Here is a 24,591-nt window from a genome sequence, read left to right on the forward strand (position 1 = left end):
GGAGCCCATGCCTGTGTGGGACGACCTGGTGGGCCAGGAGAAGGTGAGCGAGCAGCTCGCCGCCGCTGCCCGGGACGCCGACGCCCTTGTCACCGCGGTCGCAGCGAAGGCCCCGCTCCCCGAGGCGTCCAAGATGACGCACGCCTGGCTGTTCACGGGCCCGCCCGGCTCGGGCCGGTCCACGGCGGCGCGCGCGTTCGCGGCCGCGTTGCAGTGTGTGAGCCCCGACCGTGCTCTCGGCGGAATCCCCGGCTGCGGGTTCTGCGACGGCTGTCATACGAGCCTGGTCGGGACGCATGCCGATGTGCAGATCGTCCGCACCGACCTGCTCTCCATCGGCGTCAAGGAGACCCGCGACCTGGTCCGTCGCGCCCAGCTTTCCCCCGCCGTCGGCCGCTGGCAGGTCATCGTCCTGGAGGACGCGGACCGTCTCACGGAGGGCGCGGGCAACGTCCTGCTGAAGGCCGTCGAGGAGCCCGCTCCCCGCACGGTCTGGCTGCTCTGCGCGCCGTCCATCGAGGACGTGCTGCCCACCATCCGCTCCCGCTGCCGGCTGCTCACGCTGCGCACCCCGCCGGTGGAAGCGGTCGCCGACATCCTCGTACGCCGTGACGGCATCGAGCCCGACGTCGCGGCGGCCGCCGCGCGCGCGACGCAGGGCCACATCGGGCGGGCCCGCCGCCTCGCCACGGACCCGAGCGCCCGGCAGCGCCGCGCCGCCGTCCTCAAGCTCCCGCTGCGGATCGACGACATCGGCGGCTGTCTCAAGGCGGCCCAGGAGCTGATCGACACGGCTTCGGAGGACGCGAAACAGCTCGCCGAGGAAGTCGACGTCAAGGAGACCGAGGACCTGAAGACGGCGCTCGGCGCGGTTCAGGGCGGCCGGATGCCGCGTGGCACGGCGGGCGTCATGAAGGAGCTGGAGGACCGGCAGAAGCGCCGAAGAACGCGTACGCAGCGCGACAGCCTGGATCTGGCCCTGATCGACCTCACCGGCTTCTACCGCGACGTGCTCGCCCTTCAGCTCGGCTCCCGCCTGGCCATCGCCAACGTGGAGGCGGGGGACACGCTGGAGCGGCTGGCCCGTGGCAGTTCGCCGGAGTCGACCTTGCGCCGCATCGACGCGATCGCCGCCTGCCGGGAGGCACTCGACCGCAACGTCGCCCCGCTGCTCGCCGTGGAGGCGATGACGATGGCGCTCCGAGCGGGCTGACCCCCTTGCGCCCGCCCGCGTCCCGCTTGCTTTCGGGGTGCCGCGGTGAGCGGCCCGGCGAGGGTGTGCGGCCGAGCTGGCGGTGGCCCGGTCAGGGGGCGACGCGTCCGGCGACGCGTTGACCGAGTCACTCGTACGAGCCGCTTCTGCGACTGGAGGTGATCGATTGATCGCGCAAGGTTACGCTCGCGAGATGCACATGAGGCGCACCTCTCGGCCGACCCGACCCCTCCGTGCGAGCGGCGTGCTGCTGGCCGCCGCGGCGCTGCTCATCTCCGCCTGCTCCTCCGGGAGTTCCACGAAGGCGGCCGCGACGACCGAGGCGGCGCTCACCGCGCTGCCGAGCGCCACACCGGCGGCGCTGTCGCCGTACTACCAGCAGAAGCTGAACTGGCGCAGCTGCGGTGTCCCCGGGTTCGAGTGCGCCACGATGAAGGCGCCGCTCGACTACGCGAAGCCGGGCTCGGGCGACGTCAGGCTGGCGGTCTCCCGCAAGAAGGCCACGGGACCGGGCAAGCGCCTCGGTTCGCTGCTGGTCAACCCGGGCGGCCCGGGCGGTTCGGCGGTCGACTATCTCCAGTCGTACGCAGGAATCGGCTATCCGGCGCAGGTCCGCGCCCGCTACGACATGGTCGCGGTCGACCCGCGGGGAGTGGCCCGCAGCGAACCGGTCGAGTGCCTCAACGGCCGCGCGATGGACGCGTTCACGCAGACGGACACCACGCCGGACGACGGTCGGGAGACGGATCGGCTCGTCGAGGCGTACAAGAAGTTCGCCGAGGGCTGCGGCGCGCACTCGCCCGAGCTGCTCCGGCACGTCTCCACGGTCGAGGCGGCCCGTGACATGGACATCCTGCGGGCCGTGCTTGGCGACCAGAAGCTGTCCTATGTGGGGGCGTCGTACGGGACGTTCCTCGGGGCGACGTACGCGGGCCTCTACCCGGACCGGGTGGGGCGGCTCGTTCTGGACGGCGCGCTGGACCCGTCCCTCACCTCGCGCAAGCTGAACGAGGAGCAGACGGCGGGGTTCGAGACGGCGTTCCAGTCCTTCGCGAAGGACTGTGTGCGGCACAGCGACTGCCCGCTCGGCGACGCCGGGACGAGCCCGGATCAGGTGGGCCGGAACCTGAAGGCGTTCTTCCAGCAACTGGACAAGGAGCCCATCCCGGCGGGCGACCCGGACGGGCGCAAGGTCGGAGAGGCGCTCGCGACGATCGGGGTGATCGCGGCGATGTACGACGAGACGGCCTGGCCGCAGCTGCGCGACGCGCTCACCTCCGCGATGAAGAAGAACGACGGCGCGGGCCTGCTGGCCCTCTCCGACAGCTACTACGAGCGGGGCGCCGACGGTCAGTACGCGAATCTGATGTCCGCCAACGCCGCCGTGAACTGCCTCGACCTGCCGGCCGCCTTCTCCGGCCCGGACCAGGTGGAGCAGGCACTCCCCGCCTTCGAGAAGGCGTCCCCCGTCTTCGGCGAGGGCCTGGCCTGGGCCTCCCTGAACTGCGCTTACTGGCCCGTGAAGAACACCGGCGAACCCCACCGCATCGAGGCGAAGGGCGCGGCCCCGATCCTCGTCGTCGGCACCACACGCGACCCGGCGACCCCGTACCCCTGGGCCCAGTCCCTCGCCTCCCAGCTCTCCTCCGGGACCCTCCTCACGTACGTCGGTGACGGCCACACCGCCTACGGCCGAGGCAGCACCTGCATCGACTCCACGATCAACCGCTACCTCCTCCAGGGCACCCCTCCCGAGAAGGGAAAGCGCTGCTCATAGCCCTTCCGCCCACCCCTGGAGCGCATGCCCCGAGGCGTGTGCGGAGCACCCCCGGAAACTGTGTAGACTTACCGACGTTGCTGATCGCACCATAGGTGTGAGCAGCGCGCCGCCTTAGCTCAGATGGCCAGAGCAACGCACTCGTAATGCGTAGGTCTCGGGTTCGAATCCCGAAGGCGGCTCTGTGGAAGCCTCAGGACTCACTCGCCGTGACCTGGGGCTTTTGCTTTTTCCGGATGCGGCGACGGGCGCGTGCGCGGGCCGCGCGGCGGTCGCCAGTCTCAGTTCTGGTCTCAGCCGCGGGCTCAGGCGCCGGTTTCGGGGCGGGGAGGAAGGCATCTCCCCATGCGGCGTATGGCGTCCTTCGAGAGGCGCGAGCGCCCCTTGACGTAGCGCGGGTCCGGCTGATCTGGGTGTGCCGAAGGATCTTCATGATGGTCGGCATGTCCACCCCCGGCTCGTTCAGGATCGTGCCCGCCGTGTGGCGGCTTCCGTCGTAGAGGCATCGGTCTCCGATGTCCGCTTCCGCCAGTAGCTCCCCCCAACCGGACGCGGAGATCACTGACCCGGCGATTGCCGACAACAGCCTTGTAGGCAGGGGTGGTTGAGGTCTTAGACCAGTTCCGTAAACCCGCTCGCTCCCCTGTCGGGGGGACCGGTAGAGTCCGATGCGTTGCGTCATGTTCACGGCAACCGTACAAAAGAGCGCGGCCGGCCTCCGGATATTCGGGGCAGCGTGGCCGCGCCATTCCCGTGGGGGCAATCCAGCAGTGAGAACACGCTCTTTGGTGTCGGCGGCAGTGTCCGCCGCCCTCGGCGCCGCGCTCCTCGCCGCGCCGGCGCTGGCGTACGCGGCCGACGGCGGCACGCCCGGGCAGGACCCGGCGGCCACCGCGGCCACGAATCCGACGGCTGGTCCGACGTCGGCGGACACGCCCAGCAGCGCCCCGTCCGCCACTCCTTCGGACACCCCGATTCCGTCCAGCCCATCCATCGGTGAACCGTCGGACACCGCGACTCCCGCCGGTCCGACCCCGTCCACCCAGCCCTCCGGCGACCCGGCGCCCGACCCGAGCGGCAGCGCGTCTGCCGACGGCACCGGCGCCCCGGTGTTCGGCAACGTCGGCTCCGACCCTTCAGACGCCGGCTTCCTGACGGTCGCCGTCTCCTCCGATTCGGCGATCACCGAGGTGTCCGCCGACCTGACCGAGCTGCGCGGCGCGAACCCGGTGACCGTTGCGGTCACCGGCTTCACGCTCGTCTCCGGTACGCCCCAGGACGGCGTCTGGCGCTCGCCTCGCATGTCGCAACTGCCGTCGTACGGCAGCTACGACGTGACGGTCAGCGCCCAGGACAGTGACGCCGACAGCACCTCGTCGGCGCACGCCACCACTGTGGACGTCGAGCCGAAGCCGGTCTTCGCCGATCGCAGCATCAGCCCCGCAGTACTGGACGTGGAGCACAAGCACGTCACACTCGGCGGCCGCATCTCGCTCTTCGACCCGATCACCGGCGACACCTCGCCGCTGGCCGGCAAGACGCTGAGCGTGGTGGCCGAGAACGCCTACAGCGCCGTCACCGCCGCCGACGGCAGCTACGCGATCGACGTGGCACCGAAGTTGAACGGCGACAACGCCACGTCCGTGCCGGTCTCCCTCTCTTTCTGGATCGCCAACCCCGACGGCACGAACACCTATGTGCTCGTCGATGCGAAGACCCTGCCGGTCGTGGTCAGCCCGAGCCGGATCCGGCTGGACCATTCCAGCGTGCAGATCAAGTTCGGCGCCAAGGCGTCCTCGTCCGGTGTCGTGGAGTATCTGTACGACGGCACCTGGCGCCCGGCCAAGGGTGTCGCGCTCGACATGGGCTACTACGCCACGGCGACCAGCGGTGTCGGCGGGCGCTTCACGCTCACCGACCCGTACATGCCGTACGACGACGGCACATACACGGTCGAGACCAGTCGCGACAGCTACCTGGCCGACCCGTATCTGACCGCCTCGCACGCGCAGTTCAAGGTCGACGTCATCAACAAGACGAACATCTGCTTCTGTTCGAGCTGGATTGACGAGTACTCCAACCTGCACATCCAGGGAAGCATGAGCGCCAGCAACGGCAAGGTGCCGCCGAACCGGAAGCTGTACCTCCAGCAATCGGCCGACGGCAAGACCAGCTGGAAGTCGCTCGGCTGGTTCACCACGAAGTCCGACGGCACCTTCGACCTCGACGGGCACGTGTCGGTGCCGAAGGGCTACTGGCGGCTGTACTCCACGGGGTCGTCGGACTACCAGTCCGGCTACTCCAACTCCGTACACTTCAACCGCACCGCCACCCGGATCACCGGCTTCAACGCCGGCCCCGAGCCGGTGCGCAAGGGCCACACCGTGACGACCACCGGCACCTTGCAGCGGCTGAGCGGCACGAAGTGGGTGGCGTTCGGCAAACAGCGCGTCTACATCCTCTTCCAGGCCAAGGGCAAGAAGTCCTGGACGGAATTGGGCTCCGTCAAGGCCGACTCGCACGGCCACTTCACCGCCCGCTTCACCGCGAAGCAGGACGGCACCTGGGTCGGGGTCTACCTCGCGTCCGGCTCCTACGTGGACGCCGAGAGCTACCACGACTACGTGGACGTGCGCTGAGCAGCCTTTTCTGACGGCCACCACGAAGGGCGCCCCGGGGACATCCGGGGCGCCCTTCACTTTCGCGGCGGCGCGGCTACGCGCTGCCAGGGGCTCCGCCTCCCTCCGGCTCGCATCCTGGTGAACCGGTTGAGGCGCCCTGGACGGACTCGCGTGAGCGATACGTGAGGAGCGGCCGGTGATCTGGTGCTGGGCCTCTTCCGCGCTCGCCACGGCAGGCGTGGTGGCGATGGCCGTGGTGGGCTCACTGCCACTGGTGGGCCGCCGTATCGACCCGGAACTGATCCGCCGGGACCGACCGGGACGGTTCCGCACCACCCTACGACCGCTCACGGGCGGCGGTGTCTGACGGTGCAGCAGGATGCTTCCCGTAGCTGTACTCAGTGCCGAGCAGGCGCTCTTGGGAGGGTCGACAGATGGTGAGACCGGCCGTACGGCTGCGTGTGGTGCTCGTCGTGCTCGGCCTGTTCGCGGCTGTGTCCGCGTGCACCCGCCCTGTGCCCTGCGCTGGGGTGGGCGTCGTGTCCGGTGTCGGCTTGATGTTCCCGCACGGGGGATACGGCAACCTCGCCGGCGCCTCCTACGAGCTGTGCAGGCGAGGCGAGTGCGTGAAGGGGAAGCTGCCGCAGGAGGACATCACGAAGGTGCACCTCCCGCTGCCGGACGACGTGGATCCGGACACCGCCCCGGTCCGTTTCCGGGTCACCCGCAAGGGCGCCACCGGCCCCGTCATCGACGCGACCGCCGACGTGAAGCTCGCCCGTCAGTCCGACGGCTGTGGCGGTGGTGGGTACAGCCAGGGACTCGCGTTCACCACGGGCGGAGGCTTGACGACGAAGGTTCCGCCGGGCCTTTGGGAGGCGTGGGTCAAGCGGCATGAGGAGCCCCCCGCAGCGTCACCTTCCACCGGAGCGACGGCTGAGACCACTGAGTCGCCCTGAATCAGCTGCGGTCGTCGCCGCCCCCATCCGGGGTGGGGCGACCGCGAGGGGCAGGGAGTTCCGTGAGCTGTTGGTGCGGGGGTGATGGATCGTCATGCAGCCAACGTCCCCGTGGAGCTCACCCCCGACAGTGCCCCCAATCCAGGGATTGACCACTGTGCCGATTCGAGACGGGTGAATTCCCTTCGGCCTGGAACCTGTTGGGGACGGCGCCGGGGCCGGGGGATTCCCCCTGTGGGTGGGTTCCTCGTCGGGGGATCGTTGTATCTTCGATGGTGGAGACTTGCCACGATCGAAGGAGTCGGCTCATGGTGCGCAGCGGCAGCGGCAGCGCCGAGCGGTACGGGGTGAACCCCCGGAAGGACTTCCTCATCGCCGAGCGTCCCGGCTATCTGCTGCACAAGGCGGGGCTGGTGCTGGTGGAGGATGTGGAGAAGGCGCTGAGTGCGGTCGGTATGCGCATCCGCGACTTCTTCGTGCTGGCCGCACTCGCCGACGGCCCCGAACTCTCCCAGCAGGACCTGAGCCGGCTGCTCAACCTCGATCCCACCACGGTCGTCACCGTGATCGACGAGATGGAGCGCAACCAGCATGTCGAGCGCCGGCGCAACCCGGCCGACCGGCGGCGCTACAACCTGATCCTCACCGAGTCCGGACGCGAGGCGCTCGCGACGGCCGACCGGGTGGCCACGGAGGTCGAGTCGGCCTTCTTCGGCGTACTCGCGGAGGATGAGCGCGAGGCGCTGCGCAAGATGCTCGGCGTGCTGATGGCGGGCCGCTGGCCCGCGTCCGTCTGCTCCGACTGACGCACGCGTTCCGACTGACGCGCACATCCTCGAAGAAGCCCGCGGCACCGCCATGAACGGCGCCGCGGGCTTTCGCTGTGCCCGCGACCGTCACTCCAGGTGATCGGCTCACAGCTGATGGTTGGCCAACGGTGGATCAACCCGTTGGTTGCTACTGACCGTCACGACCGTTGACGCATGACTTTCCAATCATCTAGATTTCCATCATCTAGAGTCCCGTTGATTGAAAGGTTCTCGCATGTCCGTAGAACGCGCGTTATCGCCCGCGAGGTGGTGGACACTCGGGATCGTCGCGTTGGGCTCGTTCATGCTGATGCTCGATCTGAGCGTGGTGTCGATCGCGCTCCCGCAGATCCACCGCTCCCTGGGAAGCAGCTTCGCCGACCTGCAGTGGGTGTTCGACGCCTACGCCCTCACGCTGGCGATCTTCCTGGTGGCCGCGGGCTCGCTCGCCGACCGGATCGGCCGCAAGAGGGTCTTCCAGGTCGGCTTCGCCGTCTTCACCGCCGCCTCCCTGGCCTGTGGTCTGGCCGACGGAGCCGGGCAACTGAGCTGGTTCCGTGCCATCCAGGGCGTCGGCGCCGCCATCATGTTCGCGGTAGGCCCGGCCATGCTCAGCCACGAGTTCCACGGCAAGGAGCGGGCGACCGCCTTCACCGCGTTCGGTGCCGCCGTCGGTCTCGCCGTCGCCACCGGCCCGCTCATCGGCGGCTCGCTGATCAACGCGCTGTCCTGGCGCTGGATCTTCTACGTCAACGTGCCGGTCGGTGTGATCGCCCTCCTCGTCGGCGCGCTGCGCGTCCGCGAGTCGCTCAACAGGCGGGCCCACCCCACCGACTGGGCCGGTCTCGCCACCTTCGGCGTCGCGCTCGGAGCACTGGTCTTCGCCACCATCCGCGGGCCCGTCGAGGGCTGGACCAGCGGCACCACGCTCGGCCTGTACGCCGGCAGCGTGCTCTTCCTGGCTCTCTTCGTGGTCATCGAGCGGCGGCTGGGCGAGCGGGCGCTGATCGACCCCGCGTTCTTCCGGAGCCCCACCTTCGTGGGCGTCTCCCTCGTCGCCATGATCGGCAACGCCGGAGCCCTGCCGTCGGTGTTCTTCGAGACCAGCTACCTGGAGAACACGCTGCACGTGGACGCCTGGGGCACGGGTCTGCGGTTCCTGCCGCTGACGGGCGCGATGTTCGTGGCCGGCGCCCTCGGCGGCGGCCTCATCGGCAAGGTCCCCTTCCGGGTGCTGCTGGGCGGTTCGACCCTGGTCATGGGCGTCGGCATCCTGTTCCTGAACCTGACCAAGGCCGACTCGTCCTGGACCGTGCTCGTCCCGGCGCTGGTCATCGCGGGCTTCGGCATGGGCGCCTTCAACCCGGCCAGGGCCGCGCTGGCCATCGGCGTCACGGAACCCGCCAAGGCCGGTGTCGCCTCCGGCATCAACGAGACCTTCCAGCAGGTCGGTATCGCGGTCGGTATCGCGGGCGTCGGCGCGTACTTCCAGCACAGAGTGTCCCTGGACTTCACCTCCTCCGCCGTCGGCAAGCAGATGGGGAACGACGCCGCCGAGCAGGCCGCGCACGGCATCGGCGCCGGCTCCCTCGACGCCGTCGCCAAGGCCGCGGGGCCCCTGCGCGACAAGGTGCTGGCCACCGGGCAGGACGCGTTCATGAGCGCTTTCCACGGCGCCATGACCCTGAGCGCGATCCTCGGGTTCATCGCCGCGCTCGTCGGATTCACCATGCTGCGTACGAAGGACCTGCACGCGAGCGCGCTGTCGACCATTCCGCCGGACGTCGACGAGGACGGCGAGGTACGGCCCGACGGCTCGCCGGACGTCGCGGTGGGCGCACCGGCCTGACGCCGCCCCTCCGGAACACCGTCCCCGTGGCCTCTTCCTCCGCGCCACCGGGACGGTTCACCGCTTTCCCGGACCGTCCCCCGCGACCGCCCGCCTCCTGGAGGCCGGCGGTTCCGCCATGTGGGGGTCAGTGGCCGCTCGGGTCGTGGGACGAGACCGCGATCGTCTCCTTGCGGAAGTAGCTCGGCCGGAACGCGCTGTACAGGAACATCAGGACGGCTCCGACGAGGAGTGCGCCGATGCCGGTGACGAAGACGCCGCCGAGCTGCCAGTGCGGCGGGAACGGCAGGGTCCACGAAGTGCTGCCGTAGTCGGCGGCGGCGTACACGATGCAGGCGTTGATGAAGAAGTAGAGGAGCATGGCGCCACCCAGGCCCGGCATGATCCCGCGTGTCCAGAGGTCGCGCGGGCTGCGGGTGAGCACCCTGCGGTAGTACCAGACGCAGGCGAAGCCGGTGAGACCGTAGTAGAAGGCGATCATCAGTCCGACCGAGCCGATGGAGTCGGCCAGTACGTTCTCGCTCACCCGGGTCAGCATCACGTAGAAGGCGATCGAGGCCAGGCCCATGCCCACGGTGGACCAGGTCGGCGTGAGGAACCGGGGGTGGATGCGGGCGAAGCGCTGCGGAATGGCCTTGAAGGCGGCCATCGACAGGGTGGTGCGGGCCGTCGGGAGGATGGTCGTCTGGGTGGAGGCCGCCGCGGAGGTCAGCACCATCACGATCAGGAGCTTGGTGGCGACCGTGCCCCAGCTCCCGGTACCGAAGACCTCGGCGCCGAGACTGGAGAGGACGTCTCCGGAGTTGTCCGGGTTGCCCAGGCCGATGCCGTGCTGACCCACTCCGGCGAACGCCTGCGCGGACGTGGTGACCATGACGTAGACGAGCAGCAGGATGACGGTGGAGATGACGGCGGCGCGGCCCGGGGTGCGGTCGCGGTCGACGGTCTCCTCGTTCACGGACACCGCGGTGTCCCAGCCCCAGTAGATGAACACACCGGCGAGGATGCTCTTGGTCAGGTCGTCGAAGGAGTTGATCTCGAAGGGGTTGAACCACGACCACGAGATCTCCGACGAGACGTTCGGCGCCGTACCGCCGTACACCTTGACCAGAGCGGTGACCGCCAGCAGACACAGCACCACGATCTCGATGGAGAGCAGCGCCTTCTGCAGGTTGGCCGAGAGCTCGATGCCGATGTAGCAGATCAGGGTCATCACGGCGATCCACAGGACGCCGACCACGGTGACCCAGAACGTGTTCTGCGCCAGCCCGTCCGCGCCGACGAGCTGGAAGCCGTACGCGCCGGCGATCTGGGCCAGGTTGGCCATCACGATGATGTCGGCCGCGACGATGCCCCACCCGCCCAGCCAGCCGGTACGGGGGCCGAAGGCCCTGGCCGCCCAGGTGAACGTGGTGCCGCAGTCGGGGTCGGCCCGGTTGAGCTCCTTGTAGCCGTAGGCGATCAGGAACATCGGGACGAACGCCAGCACGATCACGATCGGTGACTGGAAGCCCACGATTCCGACGATGACGCCGAGGGTGGCGGCGAGGCTGTAGGCGGGCGCGGTGGAGGCCAGTCCGATCACCGTGCTGGAGAACAGGCCCAGGGCGCCGCCCTTGAGGCCCTTGTCCGTGGCCCCCGGCCCCAGCGGAGGGAGCGGTGCGGGTGGCGGGACGGATGGTGAGCTCATGGCGCCCTCCGGAACCTGGTGGCGCCCGCCGACGGTGGACCGGGCGCCCGCTGTCCCCGGCTCGGGAGGCCTCGGGCATCCCCGGGGGTCGCCGGGGAAGTCCGGGGGCACCGGGCCGCTCCCACCAGCATGAACCCGCTCGCCGACAACCGGTAGTCGAGCCGCGGGTTCCACTCCGCGGTCGAGCCGCGGGCGCCGAGCCGCGGGCTCCACCGCACGGGCCGGCGCTTCCCGCTGTCCCGTGTCCGGGCGGCCCGCGCGGTGTCATCCTGCGGGGATGACGGGATCCAGCGTGGCGGGCGGCGGGGACTCCGATACTCCGCTCGCCCGGAAGATCGGCATCAAGGAGGGGCACCGGGTACGGCTGGCCCACGGGCCGCGGGGCTGGGAGATTCCCGGGCTGCCCGAGGACTGCGAGGTCGGGGACGGTGGCCCGAAGGGGGCGGACGTCACCGTCGCCTTCTTCCGGGAGCGCGCCGAACTGGTGACACAGGCGGCCGGGCTGGTCACGGACCTGTCCGACGAGGCCATGCTCTGGATCGCCTGGCCCCGCCGAGCGGCCGGGCACCGCAGCGACATCACGGAGAACGATCTGCGGGACCTCTTCCTGCCCCTCGGCGTCGTCGACGTGAAGGTGGCGGCCCTGGGAGAGGACTGGTCGGGACTGAAATTCGTCCGTCGCAAGGAGAATCGGCGCTCCTGATCATGGACGTATGGGCGTAGACCAGGACGTACGCGCGACGGACACGGCGGAGTACGTGAGGGGGAATTCCGGTGAACGGCTAGCATCGCGGCACAGTTGTCGGCCGGGATGGGGTGGGTGTCGTGTCACAGGCGGAGGAGGGGCCACGGATCGCCGTTGCCGTGGTGACCATGGGCAATCGGCCCGTCGAGGTCGACGCACTGCTCACTTCCGTGGCCAAGCAGGACGTGGCGCCCACCCGGATAGTGATCGTCGGCAACGGCTGCCCACTGCCGGAGTTCGCCGAACGCCTCGGCCTGCCGGGCGAGGTGACGGCCATCGAACTGGACGACAACCTCGGTTGCCCCGGTGGCCGGAATGTCGGTCTGAGCCGGCTCCGTGAGTTCGGGGACGTGGACGTGGTCGTCGAGCTCGATGACGACGGGCTCCTCATCGACGGCGACGTGCTGCGCAAGGTGCGTGACCTGTACGCGGCCCGGCCGCGGCTCGGCATCGTCGGCTTCCGCATCGCCGACGAGCACGGGGAGACGCAGCGCCGCCATGTACCGCGGGTCGGGGCCAAGGACCCGATGCGCGGCGGACCGGTCACCGGCTTCCTCGGAGGCGGTCACGCGCTGTCCATGCCGATGCTCGCCGAGACCGGGGACTGGCCCGCCGAGTTCTTCTTCGCGCACGAGGAGACCGACCTCGCCTGGCGGGCCATAGACGCCGGCTGGACCGTGCTGTACGAGCCCGAACTGCTCCTCCAGCACCCGAAGACCTCGCCCGCCCGGCACGCCATCTACTACCGCGTGACCGCCCGCAACCGGGTCTGGCTCACCCGCCGTCGGCTGCCCCTGGCGCTGATCCCGCTGCACCTGGGGATCTGGATCGTGCTCACACTGCTGCGGACGCGGTCGGCCGGCGGGCTGAGGGCCTGGTTCGGCGGATTCGCGGAGGGGCTGCGGCAGTCCGGCGGAGAGCGGCGCCCGATGCGCTGGCGGACCGTGTGGCGGCTGACCCGTCTCGGACGCCCGCCGGTCATCTGAACCCCGGCTCACAGGCCCTGGCGGCGCCTGTGGCTCCTGTGGTTCCTGTACGGACGGAGGCCCCGGTCGATCACCTCGCGACCGGGGCCTCTCACGTCCCCGGATCCGGCCGCGGCGGCGACACTCCCCCGAGTTACGCGTAGTACGCGCGCACCGTCGGGCCAGATCCGATGTGCTGATCAGATCAGGCCGCGCCAACGGATCGCTAACATGAGGCCAACGGTTCCCACGGGAACGATCAGTCGATCGGCGTGAACTCGCCCCGAGAGGGCGGGAAACCGCCGTGGTGCGCGGCCGGAGCGGCCGGGCGGAAAGGCAGTGGGGCGGCGAGATGCGGAACGGGCTGCGGTTCGGGCTGCTGGGGCCGCCGGTCCTGTACGGCGCCGACGGCGGGGTCGGCTCGATCGGCAGCGGCAAGACGCGCGCCCTGCTGGCCGCGCTGCTCCTCGAACCGGGCCGGGTCGTCTCCGTCGACGTGCTCAAGGACGCGCTGTGGGGCGGGGCGCCACCCGCCTCCGCCCAGGCGTCCCTGCAGAACCATGTGACCCGGCTGCGCCGCCTCCTCGACGATCCGGAACGGCTGCGCGCCGTACCGCCGGGCTACGTCCTGCGGGTCGGCGAGGGCGAGTTGGACGTCCGTGTCTTCGAGCGGCACGCCACCGTCGCGCGCGACGCGCACGCCGAGCGCGACTGGGAGCGGGCGCTGAGCGAGTCCACCGCCGCGCTCGCGCTGTGGCGTGGCACCCCGCTGAGCGGCCTGCCGCCCGAGACCGGCGGACACGCCTTCGTCCAGCGTCTGGAGGAGGCCCGGCTGCTCGTCCTGGAGTGGCGGTACGAGGCGGAGCTGTGCCTCGCCCCGACGGCCTCCCGGCTCGACCGGCTGGCACCGGAGCTGGCCGCCCGCACGGCCGAGCATCCGCTCCGCGAGTCGTTCCACCGGCTTCTGATGCTCGTCCTGCACCGCACAGGACGCCAGGCCGAGGCCCTCGCCGTCCACCGCGACCTGCGGGCCCGCCTGCTCGACGAACTCGGCATCGAGCCGGGCCCGGCGGTGCGCAGGGCCCACCTGGAGATCCTGCGGGACAACGACTGGACCCCGGGCGGGGCGCGTGCCGGTGGTCGGGCCCTGGGCGGGGCGCGTGCCGGCGACCGGGCTCTGGGTGTGGCGCGTGCAGGCGATCGAGTCATGGGTGGGGGCGGGACCCGGGTAGGCGCCGAAGGCCGGAGCGACCGAGCCGACCGGGCCGCGTCTTCGCCGCCTCGCCCCGCCCAACTCCCTCCGCCCCCGGCGTACTTCACCGGTCGCGAAGACGCCCGCGACCGGCTGCGCCAGATCCTGGACCCGGAACACCCCGTTCGCCTGACGCGTGCGGAGGCCCCGGCGCGCCAGGACGCCGGGCCTGTCGCCACACCATCCGCAGTCCGGTCCGCGGGCACGTCCGCAGTCTGGTCCGCGGGCATGTCGGCAGGCACGTCCGCGGGCGTGTCCAGAGGGGCGTCCGATGACGCGTCCGGTGACGTGACGATCGCCGGGACGGTTGCCGGATCAGCCACCGGGTCGGCCGCCGGCGGGTCAGCCGACGGCACGCGGGACGGTTCGCACGGCCGGCCTGCCGGTGGCGACCCCGCCGCCGGGATGCCCCGCGTCGCGGTGATCAGCGGGATGGCCGGCGTCGGCAAGAGCGCGCTCGCGCTGCACGTCGCCCACGGGCTGAGGGAACGATTCACCGACGGTCAGCTCTACGTCAACCTGCACGGCGCCACCCCCGGCATGACCCCGCTCACCGCCGGTCAGGCGCTCGCCGCGCTGCTGCGCGACCTGGGCGCGGAACCCCGGAGCATCCCCGAACACCCGGACGCGGCGGCGGCGTTGCTCCGCTCGATGCTCGCGCCCACCCGCACCCTCATGGTGCTGGACGACGCGGCGCACGCCGCCCAGGTGCGGCCGTTGCTGCCGGCGGGCGCGGGCTGCGCGGTGATCGTGACGAGCCGCTCGCCGCTCACCGCCCTGGACGGCGCCGACCGTTTCCCGCTGACCCCGCTGACGGACGAGGACAGCGCGGCCCTGCTGCGCGCGGTCTCCGGCCGCCGGGACGGACTCGACGGCGGGCACCCTCTCGTCGAACTGACCGGCCGACTGCCCCTCGCCCTCCGGGTGGTCGCGGCCCGCCTGGCCGCCCGCCGCGCCCTGACCCCCGACGTTCTGGCCGGTCAACTGGCCGCCACGGAAGGACGGTTGCATCACCTGGAGTACGACGACCTGAGCGTGCGCCGTTCGCTCGCCGTCGCGCACGACGCGCTGCGCGCCTCCGAGCGTGAGGCCGACCGGGACGCGGCGCTCGCCCTGTGCCGTATCGGCGCGCTCGACCTGCCCGCCTACGGAGCCGCCCTCCTCGCCCGGCTCACCGGCACCGACGAACGCCGCGCCGAGGCCGCGCTCGACCGCCTCGTCGATGTCGCCCTCCTGGAGGAGACCGCCTATGGCCGCTACGCGCCGCACGACCTCGTACGGGATTTCGCCCGGGAGATAGCGGGCGCGGCGGAGTGTGTCCTCGCGACAGCGGGAGTGGGAGTGGGCACAGGCGCGCGCGCGAACGCGGGCGCTCCGGCCGCCGGAGCCGCCTCCCGAGGTGAGGTCGCCCCGGTCTCCGGCAGCGGCGGTCCGGCCGTTCCGGGCAGTCATGGCGATTCCGTGCCCCTCGGTCATGACGCGGTCGTCGCCGAGCGGGCCCTGCGCTGGTACGCAGGTGTCGCCGCCCGTTCCCTGGAGGCGGTCCTCGAACCCGGTCTCGACCGGGAGGACCGCGGCAGGCCGACCACCTCGCAGCCGGCCGGGCACACCGCCGACGTCGCGGCCACGCCCCCGTTCTGCTCCGGGCGGGAGGCCTTCGCCTGGGGCGACACGGAGCTGGCGAACGTGGTTGCGTTGGCGGAGCGGTACGCGCGGACCTCGCCGTACGTTCCCCTGCTGGCCCGCAAGCTCAACCCGTACGTCCAACGCAGTGGCCGCGTGGCCGAGTTGGAGGTCCTCCAGCGGGCCGCGCTCGAATCGGCTCGGCTCCTCGGTGACGAGGCCGCGGAGGCGTTCGCGCTCGGCGACCTCGGGGGCCTGCACTTCCTGACGGGCCGTGTGGGCGAGGCCCTCACCCTGAACGACGAGGCGCTCGCGATCTGGTGCCGCCTCGGGGTGCCGTCCTGCATGCGACGGGGGCTGAACAACCGGGGCATGCTCCTCGAAAGCCTCGGCCGTTATGCCGAGTCCAGTGAGGCCCTGCTCCAAAGTCTCACGTTCTCGCGGGAGTTGGGCGACCCGCACATGAAGGCCATCACCTACAGCCACCTCGGCAACCTGTACGAGCACACTGATCCCCGGGCCGCCATCGACCAGCACAAGCGCAGCCTCGCCATCGGCGAGGCCGTGCAGGACGTGATCATCCGGCACTCCGCGCACTGCAACATCGGCTACGCCCACCTCACGCTCGGCGAACCGGCCGCCGCCGTACCGCACTTCGAGGAGAGCCTGCGCATCCTGGGCGGCCACGGCGACTGGCACGGCGAGTCACAGACCCGGCTCGGCCTGGTGCGCGCCCTGCGCGGCGTCGGCCACTGGGAACGGGCCGCGCGCGAGTGCGATCTGCTGCGGTGCCGCGCCGACCGTCGCGTCGACCGCTACACGGGAGGCCTCGCCCGCCACCAGCGAGGCCTGCTCCTGCGGGAACGCGGCGACGCCGAAGCGGCGTACCAGGAGTGGACGTCGGCGCTGGAGGCCCTGGAGGAGACGGACAGCCCAGTAGCGGGCGAACTCCGGAAGCTGCTGTCGAAGTAGCGCCCGCCGACGCCGCCGATGCCGACGCCGACCGTCTTGCCGAAGGGCGCTGGGTCGACGCCGACGCCGACGCCGACGCCGACTGCGACGCCGACCTCCTGTGCCGTCCCGCAGGGCGTTTGCGGCGAAGCCGCGGGAGGCCGCGGGAGGCCGCGTGGACGCGCTACTTGGCGTCCGCGTAGCACTGCACGACCGCCGTCGTGAACGGAAACCGCACCGGCGTCTCCCCGAAGGTGAGGCGGCCCGCGAGCTCGGCCGCGTCGCGGATGGCGGCCACGACGGTGTCGGCCTCCTCGGCGGGGCAGTGCACGATCACCTCGTCGTGCTGGAAGAAGACCAGCTCGGCGGCGAGCTGGGAGCAGGTGCGGCGCAGGGCAGCCAGCACCAGCAGGGCCCAGTCGGCGGCGCTGCCCTGCACGACGAAGTTGCGCGCGAACCGGCCGCGGGCGCGGGAGTCGGAGGAGGCGTAGCCCGGCACCCAGCCCTGGTCGACGGCGGTGTCGACGGGTTCGTCCTGCGGGATGCCCGCCTCCTCCCCGCTGTCGTCGCCGGCCCCGGCCACCGGAGGGCAGGTCCGCCCCAGCCAGGTGCGCACGAGGCGCCCCTCCTCGCCCGCGCGGGCCGCGTCGTCGACGTAGGCCACCGCCTTGGGGAAACGGCGGCGGAGCAGGGCGAGGTTCTTCAGCCCGTCGCCGGACGTCTGGCCGTAGACGGCGCCGAGCACGGCGAGTTTGGCCTGCGCGCGGTCGCCGGAGAAGGCCCGGTCCGACACCGACTGGTAGAGGTCGCTCTCGCGGCCCGCGACCTCCATCAGACCGGGGTCGCGGGAGATGGCCGCGAGGACGCGGGGTTCCATCTGGTCGGCGTCGGCGACGACCAGCCGCCAGCCGGGGTCGGCGACGACGGCACGCCGGATCACCTTGGGGATCTGGAGGGCGCCGCCGCCGTTCGTCACCCAGCGTCCGGTGACCGTCCCGCCCGGCAGGTACTCGGGCCGGAACCGCCCGTCGCGCACCCAGTCCTGGAGCCAGGACCAGCCGTGGGCGACCCAGATCCGGTACAGCTTCTTGTGCTCGATCAGCGGCTTCACGGCCGGATGGTCGATCGACTCGATCTCCCACCGCCGGGTGGACTTGACCTTGATCCCGGCCTGCGCGAACGCCTTGACGACGTCGGCCGGCAGATCGGGTCTGACCCGTCTTCCGAAGGCGGCGGACACCTCCTCGGTGAGCTCGGCGAGGCGCCGGGGCTCACCGCCTCCGGTGTACCGCTCGCCGAGCAGTTCGTGCAGCACGCCCCGGTGGACGTCCGCGCTCCACGGCAGCCCCGACTGGTTCATCTCGGCGGCGACCAGCATCCCCGCGGACTCGGCGGCCGTCAGCAGCCGCATCCGCTCCGGGTGGGCGGTCGTGTCGTGGCGGCGCTGCTGGTCGGCGTAGACCGTGAGGAGATCCGACAGCGGCAGGTGCACCGGGCGCGGTTCGAAGAGGGAGGACTGCGAACCGGGTTCGGCGGAACGCTGCGGCGGGTCCGGCGGCACGGGGCCGCCGCGCAGTCTCGCCAGCGCGGCGGCCGCCGACCGGGGCTCGCCGAGCCGCCCCTCGTGTCCGAGCAGCAGGGTCTCGGCGGCCTCCACGTCATAACACCGCTCCACTCGCACCCCCGTGGCGAGCAGTCGCGGGTAGACATCGGCCGTCGACCGCCACACCCACCGGCTCACGTCCGGCCGCGTCCGCACGGCCTCCGCGAGGTCCGCCTCCCGGCGGACCGGTCCCGTGGGCAGCCCGTCCGGGCCGAGGGCGGCGATCTCCGCACCACCGTCCTCGGCCGGAGCGAGAGCCCAACGCTCGGTCATGCTTCCGAGTCTCGCAGGAGGGTCTGACAATGGCCGCGGACGCGACGTGCGGGGCTTGGCGGTGGCTCGGGTCCGTATCTCCCGAGCCTACTGATCCGCCTGCGGATTCTTCTGCTGGTCCTGCTGCTGTCCCCCCACCGCGATGACCTCCAACACGCGCGCGAGGTAAGCCTCCGCCGCTGTCTTGTCGATGCCGATGCCGCTGAGGACGCCGCTGCCGTTCTCGTACTCCAGGAGGGCCAGGAGGATGTGTTCGGTGCCGACGTAGTTGTGGCCGAGGCGGAGGGCCTCGCGGAAGGTGAGCTCCAGGACCTTCTTGGCGGCGGGGCCGTACGGGATGAGTTCCGGGACCTCGTCGGCCGCCGGCGGGAGCGCCGCGGTCGCGGCCTCGCGGACGGCGTCCAGGGTTACGCCCTGCATGGTGACCGCCTTCGCGGCGAGCCCCTCGGGCTCGGAGAGGAGGCCGAGGACGAGGTGCTCGGGGAGCCCCTCCGTGTTGCCCGCGGCCTTCGCCTCGTTGTGCGCGGCCATGACCGCGTTCCGGGCGCGGGGCGTGTAGCGGCCGAACCCCTGGCTGGGGTCGAGGTCCACCTCCGCCTTCGGCACGAACCGCTTCTGCGCGGCCTGCCGGGTGACGCCCATGCTCCTGCCGATGTCCGTCCAGGAAGCCCCCGAACGTCGTGCCTGGTCCACGAAGTGCCCGATCAGATGGTCGGCCACGTCGCCCAGGTGGTCGGCCGCGATCACCGCGTCCTGGAGCTGGTCGAGCGCGTCGCTGTGCACCTTCTTGATGGCCTCGATGAGGTCGTCGAGACGCACGGATGCCTTGCCGGGTGGATTCGTCGTCATGTGTCAACCTTAGGTTGACAGTCCCGGGAGTGTCAACCTGAAGTTGACATCTGTACTCGCGCGAGGCGCCCGCGAAGCATCGGCGGGGGGCCCGCGAAGCATCGAGGGGGCGTCAGCGGGGGCGGGGAGGATGGAGGGCGAGCGGGGGCCGGGCGGGCGCGGGGGAGGGTTGCTGTCGCCTCGAGTTCGACGGTCGACGTGCTGTCCACAGGGCGTGGACGAGTCGACGGCTTCGGAATCGGGCCGTACTTCGGCCCCGGCCGGCCCGTGACACGATCGGGGGATGAGTACGTCCAGCACCGTGGAGCGCGCCTTCGGGGCCGCCCTCTACGCCGGCTCCCACACGGCCCTCGACACCGGCGCCTCCCTGCTCGCCGCCGACCCGGCCTCCGACGCCGAACTCGCCCGGCGCGGCGAGGAGTTCGTCGCGGCGGCCTGGCGTCGCGGCTGGCAGCCCGCCGATGTCGTACGGATCGTGCGACGCGACCTGGACGACGTACACGTACGCCTGGTGACGTCCTTGATCCTCAAGGGGAGGGACGGCGACCGCGCATCCCGGGGAGCGCGCTGGGCGGCCCAGCTCGACGAGCTGGAGGCCGAGCCCCACGACCTCCGCACCGACCGTTTCTCCCGCGCCACCGCCGTCCTGGAGCTCTACCGTCTGCTCCTGCGCCTGCCCTCCATCGAGCCGCTTGATCCGCCGAGGGCGCCGGCCACGGCGGCCGCCCCGCAGGAGACACGCATGCTCACCCGCATCCGCGCCCTGCTCGCGAAGGCGGAGGCGACCGGGTTCCCGGAGGAGGCGGAGGCACTCAGCGCCAAGGCGCAGGAGCTGATGGCCAGGCACAGCATCGACGAGGCGCTGCTCGCCGCCCGTACCCACGCGAAGGACGCGCCCGGTGCCTGCCGTATCGGCGTCGAGCCGCCGTACGAGACGGCCAAGGCGGTGCTCCTGGACGCGGTGGCGGGGGCGAACCGCTGCCGGGCCGTGTGGAACGACGCCCTCTGCTTCTCGACCGTGGTCGGCTTCGAACCCGACCTGGAGGCGGTCGAACTCCTCTACACCTCGCTCCTCGTACAGGCCACCGCGGCGATGACGAAGGCGGAGGCGGCGCAGCGGGCGGGCGGGCGCAAGCGCACGAAGACCTTCCGGCAGTCGTTCCTCGCCGCGTACGCGCACCGGATCGGTGACCGGCTCGCGTCGGTCGCCGAGGGCCAGGTGACCGCCACGGAGGGGGAGTTGCTGCCGGTGCTCGCGGCCCGTGACGTGGCGGTCGCGGACCACCTGGACCAGATGTTCCCGGAAACCGTCACGACCCGGATGCGCGGGGTCACCGACGAGGCCGGATGGCACGAGGGCGCCGCGGCGGCGGACCGGGCCCAGGTCCGGGGCAGGCGCCCGCTCCCGTAAGAGCCCAAAGCCCGGCCGTTGCCGTCAGCGCCCGGCCGTTCCCGGTAAGCGTTCGGCGGCTCCCGCCGGACCCCGGGGTCGTTCCTGTAGGCGTCCGGCGTCCGGCCGCTCCCGTAGATGTCCGGCGGGCGCCCGCGTGTCAGTCGCCCGCGTGCTGGAACGGCGTCACGGAGGCGTTCGGTTCGGTCGCCGAGCCCTTGCCCGCGACCGGGCCGTACGACCACGGGAAGCTCTGCGTGGTGGCGGCGCCGGGCAGGCCGATCTTCAGTGTCTTCACGGCGAGGGTCTTGGCGTCGCCCGCCGCACCCCGTACATAGGTGATGGTGAAGGACGCGGTGTCCCCCTTGGCGAGGGTCAGCGGCTCCGGCGCCGCGGACTTGTCCGCGGCGATGTCCGCCGAGGTGCCGCCTGCCTGGACGGAGAGTCCGGGGAAGCCCTTCAGGGTGCACTGGGCGCCCTTGTTGGTGAGGGTGACCGGGATGTTGCCGGTGTCCCCGGCGGTCGTGGCGGCGTTCGCGGGACCGACCTGGATACCGGTGTCACCGATCACGCAGGCCGCGACGGCGGGCTTCTTCGCGGAGCCGGCCGTTTCACCGGATTTCCCGGAACTGCTGGAGCTGCCGGAGCCGTCGCAGGAGGTCAGAGCGAGGGCCGCCGCGAGGACGGTGACGGCGATGGGCAGAGCGCGCATGGGTTCCCCTGGGAGTCGTGACGATGTGCATGGATCATCACGCACACGGGTCCGCCGAGGTTGCGCGCCCCTGGCCGTTCACCCGCCCGGGACCGATATCGCCCGCTATTGTCCGCGGACCTTCCCCGCGCCGTCGGAATGGACCGACGAAGGCGACTGTCTGAACGGCCCGACGGAAGGCCCTGACGGACGGTCCCGTCAGAAGGCGCTGTCGGAAGGCACTGACGGAGCCGCTTGGACAGAATGCTCCCGACGGAATGCCCTCGCTGCGAGGCCCCCCGTCGGAATGCCCCCGACGAAATGCCCTGACGGGAGGAGCCGGCTCCGGGCGCCGGAGCTCGTGAGGCTCGCAGGGTCAGGAGCCCAGGCCCGCCGTCGGCAGGCCCGTGGGCAGCTTTCCGCCCTCGCTCTTGGTGTACGTCTCCTTGCCGAGGCCGCCCTCCCAGGTGACCTTCAGAGTCGTACCGCTGACGGAGTCGACCATGCCGACAGCGCGTTTTTTGCTGCCGTCCGTGCAGGTGAGGCGGATCATACGCATGCTCGCCTCGTCGGACGAGGTGCCGCTGCACACGGTGCCGCCGGTCGCGAAGAGGCCCGCCTGCTTGCCGTTGATCATCAGGACCACGGCCTTGCCGTCCGCGGTGGTCAGCCAGCTGCCCTGGAGCTTGCCGCCCGCCGAGGACGTACTCCCGGAGCCGCCGCCCGTACCGGCGCCGCCCGTACCCGCGTCACCCGTTCCGGTGCCGTCCGTGGCGGACGCGCTCGGGCTCGCGGACGCGTTCCCGGAGTCGTCGCTCCCGTTGCTGCACCCGGTCAGCGCGAGCGCCGCCGCCAGTCCCGCGGTCGCGGCCGCGATACGCGCCTGGCGGGACGGGAAGGTCGCCGTAGTCACTGAAGCCCCCAAGGGTGGGATGGATGCGGGTCGCCCGAACGATCGCAGCAAGTTACCAGGAGGACCTGGGGACCCCCGCCGGGAATCCGGCGTGCGTTTGCTCACGGGCAATTCAGCCGGGCCGGGCCGAGAGCGCAGAGGGCCCCGGCGGCGTACGTCCGCACCCGCACCTACGGGACTCGGGCGGGCCATGCCCCGGCGGGACCCCGAGACCGTTCCTCCGCCGGGCACTATAGGTAGGAGATTCCCTACGATTGACGCGTAGGGAATCTCCTACCTATAGTGCGGACCATGAACATCACCCACGCCTCCTTCGTCACGCTCCCCGTCGCCGACCAGGACCGGGCCCTGCGCTTCTACGTGGAGGTCCTCGGCTTCGAGGTAACGGCCGACCTGGACATGCCGCCCGGCCGGTGGCTCCAGGTGGCGCCTCGGGGAGCGCGGACGGTCTTCACGCTCTCGGGTCCGGGCATGGGGGGTTTCACGCCCGGCGGGACCCGGGGGATCATGTTGGTCACGACCGATGTCGACGCCGACTGCGCGCGGCTCGCCGCCGCCGGTGTCACGGTGGAGGGTCCCGACGACCTCCCCTGGGGCCGCATGGCCTCGTTCCGCGACCCGGACGGCAACGGTCTGATGCTGATCACGGAGAAGGGCCTGGAGACGGCCTCGGAGTAGGAGTGAAGGGTGCTGAGCGCGCCATGACGGGAACCGGGGCCGAAGCCCGAGCCGGAGCGTTCGCCGGAGCAGAAGCCCCTGCCCGGGTTCCTGCCGAAGCCCCCGCCGGGCTTCCCGCCGAACCCCTCGCCGCCCGTGAGGACCAGCTCTTCGCCGCGCTCGCCAACGCCACCCGCCGTGAGGTGCTCCGGCTGCTGCGCGAGCGGGGGCCCCAGCCCGTCCAGGCGCTGGCCGACCACTTCGCCATGCGGCGCCCCAGCCTCTCGGAACACCTCAAGGTGCTCCGGGAGGCCGGACTCGTGTCCGAGGAGCGTGCGGGCCGGCAGCGCATCTACCGCCTGGAGGCCGCCCCGCTCGTCGACGTGCAGGACTGGCTCCATCCGTACGAGCGGTTCTGGCGGGACAGCCTGAAGGGTCTCGGCGATCTCCTGGACCGCATGCCCGACGATGCCGAGACATGAACCCCGACCCGCACGGCACGAACCCCGACCCGCAAGACCACCCGCGGAACCACCCGCAAGACCCGACCCCCGATTCCGGGGACGACCTCACGACCATCCGCGTCGACCAGTTCCTGCCGCATCCGCCGGCCAAGGTCTGGCGTGCGCTCACCGAGCCCGCGCTGCTCGCGCAGTGGCAGATGCCGGGGTCCGAGGACTTCCGGCTCGAAGTCGGCCACCGGTACGCGCTGACCGCGGTCCCGCGTCCCAACTCGAACTTCTCCGGCACTGTTGACGTGCGCGTTCTCGCCTATGAACCGGGGCGGATGCTGAGCGTCCGGTGGGCGGACGCGAACGCGGCCCGTCCTGCGGACTGGACCATTACCTGGACACTGGAACAGGAAGGGCGCGGTACGCGTCTCTTCCTAGTACACGAGGGATTCGATCCGGACGATCCCGCACAGATGATGGCGCGGAAGATCATGGACGGGGGCTGGAGGTCGCATGTGATGCGGTCTCTGGGGAATGCGCTGGAGCGGATGTAGTTCGTTCCGCACTCCGGTGAGCTGCAGGCCGTAGTCGGGCGAGCGACAGCCGGTAGTCAAGGGCCGGTAAAAGCTGTAACCGCAGGACCACCCCGCGTGCACGTGCATCTGCCCACGCATCTGCACATGAACAGAGCTATGATCCGAGTCAGTTGACTACTGCATCTATGGCCACCTCAGCCACTGCACGACCGGGGAGCGACCTGTGGACCACGACGTGTTCGACGTGGATGACGTGTACAACGGTATGGCTGAATTCGTGTACAACGGCATGGCTGCGACCGAGCTGGACGGCGTCGCCTGGCAGAAGAGCCGGCACAGCAACTCGCAAGGTTCCTGCGTGGAGTTCGCGCGGCTGCCCGGCGGGGACGTGGCCGTGCGGAACTCGCGGTTCCCCGAGGGGCCCGCGCTCGTCTACACACGCGCCGAGATCGAAGCGATGCTCCTGGGCATCAAGGACGGCGAGTTCGATCACCTGATCGCGGGCTGACGGCCGTGATCGTGAGCCGTCCGGAACGGGCCGGTCACGGGAGAGCCGGTCGCGGGAGGGTCGGCTGCGGAAAGGGTGACGTCAACCGAGGGTGAACTTCACGCAGCGTTCCGTAACGCGCGTAGAACCGGGGGGGGAAAAAAGGAGACGGGTTGGTCCTCCAGGGGGGGGGTGGGCCGCCCCCCGTCCACCCCCCCCCAAAACGCCCCCCTGGAGCCTGCCCTGGTTTTACCCACCCCCCCCCCCCGGGTCCGCCGTAAACCGC

20 protein-coding genes, 1 tRNA gene and 1 pseudogene are annotated in these 24,591 nt (G+C 71.2%); 16 read left to right on the forward strand and 6 right to left on the reverse strand.

What is annotated here, in order from left to right; all coding sequences use genetic code 11:
• Positions 1 to 7 precede the first annotated feature (7 nt).
• From ACZ6KY_RS26205 to ACZ6KY_RS26215, 3 genes are all read left to right on the forward strand, one after another.
• Positions 8 to 1,213 (forward strand): DNA polymerase III subunit delta', encoded by a 1,206-nt coding sequence (locus ACZ6KY_RS26205; protein ID WP_261704718.1) that lies wholly within the window; start codon positions 8 to 10, stop codon positions 1,211 to 1,213.
• A gap of 193 nt (positions 1,214 to 1,406) precedes the next feature.
• Complete coding sequence (locus ACZ6KY_RS26210; RefSeq protein ID WP_469312724.1) at positions 1,407 to 2,990, forward strand: alpha/beta hydrolase; 1,584 nt, start codon at positions 1,407 to 1,409, stop codon at positions 2,988 to 2,990.
• Between the two features lie 108 nt (positions 2,991 to 3,098).
• A tRNA-Thr gene (locus ACZ6KY_RS26215) sits at positions 3,099 to 3,172 on the forward strand.
• Between the two features lie 11 nt (positions 3,173 to 3,183).
• On the opposite strand, the pseudogene ACZ6KY_RS26220 reads toward ACZ6KY_RS26215, so the two are convergent.
• Positions 3,184 to 3,528 (reverse strand): annotated as a pseudogene (locus tag ACZ6KY_RS26220) (tyrosine-type recombinase/integrase); the annotation flags it as partial.
• Between the two features lie 250 nt (positions 3,529 to 3,778).
• Between ACZ6KY_RS26220 and ACZ6KY_RS26225 the strand changes: the two are divergent.
• The 5 genes from ACZ6KY_RS26225 (at position 3,779) to ACZ6KY_RS26245 (ending at position 9,228) form a co-directional block, all read left to right on the forward strand.
• Positions 3,779 to 5,629 carry a hypothetical protein gene (locus tag ACZ6KY_RS26225; protein WP_469312725.1) on the forward strand — a complete coding sequence of 617 codons (1,851 nt, stop codon included), beginning with the start codon at positions 3,779 to 3,781 and terminating at the stop codon, positions 5,627 to 5,629.
• Positions 5,630 to 5,807: 178 nt separating this feature from the next.
• The gene (locus ACZ6KY_RS26230; RefSeq protein WP_469312726.1) at positions 5,808 to 5,978 is read left to right on the forward strand and encodes a hypothetical protein; all 171 of its coding nucleotides are present in this window, start codon (positions 5,808 to 5,810) and stop codon (positions 5,976 to 5,978) included.
• Positions 5,979 to 6,045: 67 nt separating this feature from the next.
• Complete coding sequence (locus tag ACZ6KY_RS26235) at positions 6,046 to 6,570, forward strand: hypothetical protein (RefSeq protein WP_469312727.1); 525 nt, start codon at positions 6,046 to 6,048, stop codon at positions 6,568 to 6,570.
• A gap of 308 nt (positions 6,571 to 6,878) precedes the next feature.
• Entirely contained in the window at positions 6,879 to 7,376 is a 498-nt protein-coding gene (locus tag ACZ6KY_RS26240; protein ID WP_469312728.1) for a MarR family winged helix-turn-helix transcriptional regulator, read from the forward strand.
• Positions 7,377 to 7,614: 238 nt separating this feature from the next.
• Positions 7,615 to 9,228 carry an MFS transporter gene (locus ACZ6KY_RS26245; RefSeq protein WP_469312729.1) on the forward strand — a complete coding sequence of 538 codons (1,614 nt, stop codon included), beginning with the start codon at positions 7,615 to 7,617 and terminating at the stop codon, positions 9,226 to 9,228.
• Between the two features lie 127 nt (positions 9,229 to 9,355).
• On the opposite strand, the gene ACZ6KY_RS26250 is transcribed toward ACZ6KY_RS26245, so the two are convergent.
• Positions 9,356 to 10,918: an APC family permease gene (locus tag ACZ6KY_RS26250; RefSeq protein ID WP_469312730.1), complete on the reverse strand. Its 1,563-nt coding sequence runs from the start codon at positions 10,916 to 10,918 to the stop codon at positions 9,356 to 9,358.
• Positions 10,919 to 11,195: 277 nt separating this feature from the next.
• Here ACZ6KY_RS26250 and ACZ6KY_RS26255 point away from each other — a divergent pair, with 277 nt between their 5' ends.
• The 3 genes from ACZ6KY_RS26255 (at position 11,196) to ACZ6KY_RS26265 (ending at position 16,475) form a co-directional block, all read left to right on the forward strand.
• Complete coding sequence (locus tag ACZ6KY_RS26255) at positions 11,196 to 11,621, forward strand: DUF3052 domain-containing protein (RefSeq protein ID WP_469312731.1); 426 nt, start codon at positions 11,196 to 11,198, stop codon at positions 11,619 to 11,621.
• 170 nt (positions 11,622 to 11,791) lie between these two features.
• Entirely contained in the window at positions 11,792 to 12,649 is an 858-nt protein-coding gene (locus ACZ6KY_RS26260; protein WP_469312747.1) for a glycosyltransferase family 2 protein, read from the forward strand.
• A gap of 331 nt (positions 12,650 to 12,980) precedes the next feature.
• Positions 12,981 to 16,475 (forward strand): AfsR/SARP family transcriptional regulator, encoded by a 3,495-nt coding sequence (locus tag ACZ6KY_RS26265; RefSeq protein WP_469312732.1) that lies wholly within the window; start codon positions 12,981 to 12,983, stop codon positions 16,473 to 16,475.
• Between the two features lie 163 nt (positions 16,476 to 16,638).
• On the opposite strand, the gene ACZ6KY_RS26270 is transcribed toward ACZ6KY_RS26265, so the two are convergent.
• Both ACZ6KY_RS26270 and ACZ6KY_RS26275 read right to left on the reverse strand, forming a co-directional pair.
• Entirely contained in the window at positions 16,639 to 18,330 is a 1,692-nt protein-coding gene (locus ACZ6KY_RS26270; protein WP_469312733.1) for a bifunctional 3'-5' exonuclease/DNA polymerase, read from the reverse strand.
• Between the two features lie 87 nt (positions 18,331 to 18,417).
• Positions 18,418 to 19,179, reverse strand: a complete 762-nt coding sequence (locus tag ACZ6KY_RS26275; protein ID WP_469312734.1) for a Clp protease N-terminal domain-containing protein — start codon at positions 19,177 to 19,179, stop codon at positions 18,418 to 18,420.
• Between the two features lie 283 nt (positions 19,180 to 19,462).
• Between ACZ6KY_RS26275 and ACZ6KY_RS26280 the strand changes: the two genes are divergently transcribed.
• Entirely contained in the window at positions 19,463 to 20,590 is a 1,128-nt protein-coding gene (locus ACZ6KY_RS26280) for a DUF2786 domain-containing protein (protein ID WP_469312735.1), read from the forward strand.
• Between the two features lie 139 nt (positions 20,591 to 20,729).
• Here ACZ6KY_RS26280 and ACZ6KY_RS26285 read toward each other — a convergent pair whose 3' ends face one another.
• Positions 20,730 to 21,281, reverse strand: coding sequence for a DUF4232 domain-containing protein (locus ACZ6KY_RS26285; protein WP_469312736.1), 552 nt, complete (start codon positions 21,279 to 21,281; stop codon positions 20,730 to 20,732).
• 355 nt (positions 21,282 to 21,636) lie between these two features.
• Positions 21,637 to 22,173 (reverse strand): hypothetical protein, encoded by a 537-nt coding sequence (locus ACZ6KY_RS26290; RefSeq protein ID WP_469312737.1) that lies wholly within the window; start codon positions 22,171 to 22,173, stop codon positions 21,637 to 21,639.
• Positions 22,174 to 22,464: 291 nt separating this feature from the next.
• Between ACZ6KY_RS26290 and ACZ6KY_RS26295 the strand changes: the two genes are divergently transcribed.
• The 4 genes from ACZ6KY_RS26295 (at position 22,465) to ACZ6KY_RS26310 (ending at position 24,326) form a co-directional block, all read left to right on the forward strand.
• Complete coding sequence (locus tag ACZ6KY_RS26295; RefSeq protein WP_469312738.1) at positions 22,465 to 22,851, forward strand: VOC family protein; 387 nt, start codon at positions 22,465 to 22,467, stop codon at positions 22,849 to 22,851.
• Between the two features lie 23 nt (positions 22,852 to 22,874).
• Positions 22,875 to 23,312 carry an ArsR/SmtB family transcription factor gene (locus ACZ6KY_RS26300; RefSeq protein WP_469312739.1) on the forward strand — a complete coding sequence of 146 codons (438 nt, stop codon included), beginning with the start codon at positions 22,875 to 22,877 and terminating at the stop codon, positions 23,310 to 23,312.
• Positions 23,309 to 23,836 carry an SRPBCC family protein gene (locus ACZ6KY_RS26305; RefSeq protein WP_469312740.1) on the forward strand — a complete coding sequence of 176 codons (528 nt, stop codon included), beginning with the start codon at positions 23,309 to 23,311 and terminating at the stop codon, positions 23,834 to 23,836. Before ACZ6KY_RS26300 ends, ACZ6KY_RS26305 begins: the two co-directional genes overlap by 4 nt.
• A gap of 205 nt (positions 23,837 to 24,041) precedes the next feature.
• Positions 24,042 to 24,326 carry a DUF397 domain-containing protein gene (locus tag ACZ6KY_RS26310; RefSeq protein ID WP_103552684.1) on the forward strand — a complete coding sequence of 95 codons (285 nt, stop codon included), beginning with the start codon at positions 24,042 to 24,044 and terminating at the stop codon, positions 24,324 to 24,326.
• The last annotated feature ends 265 nt before the right edge of the window (positions 24,327 to 24,591 follow it).

This window comes from Streptomyces sp. NPDC042002, from assembly GCF_055588305.1.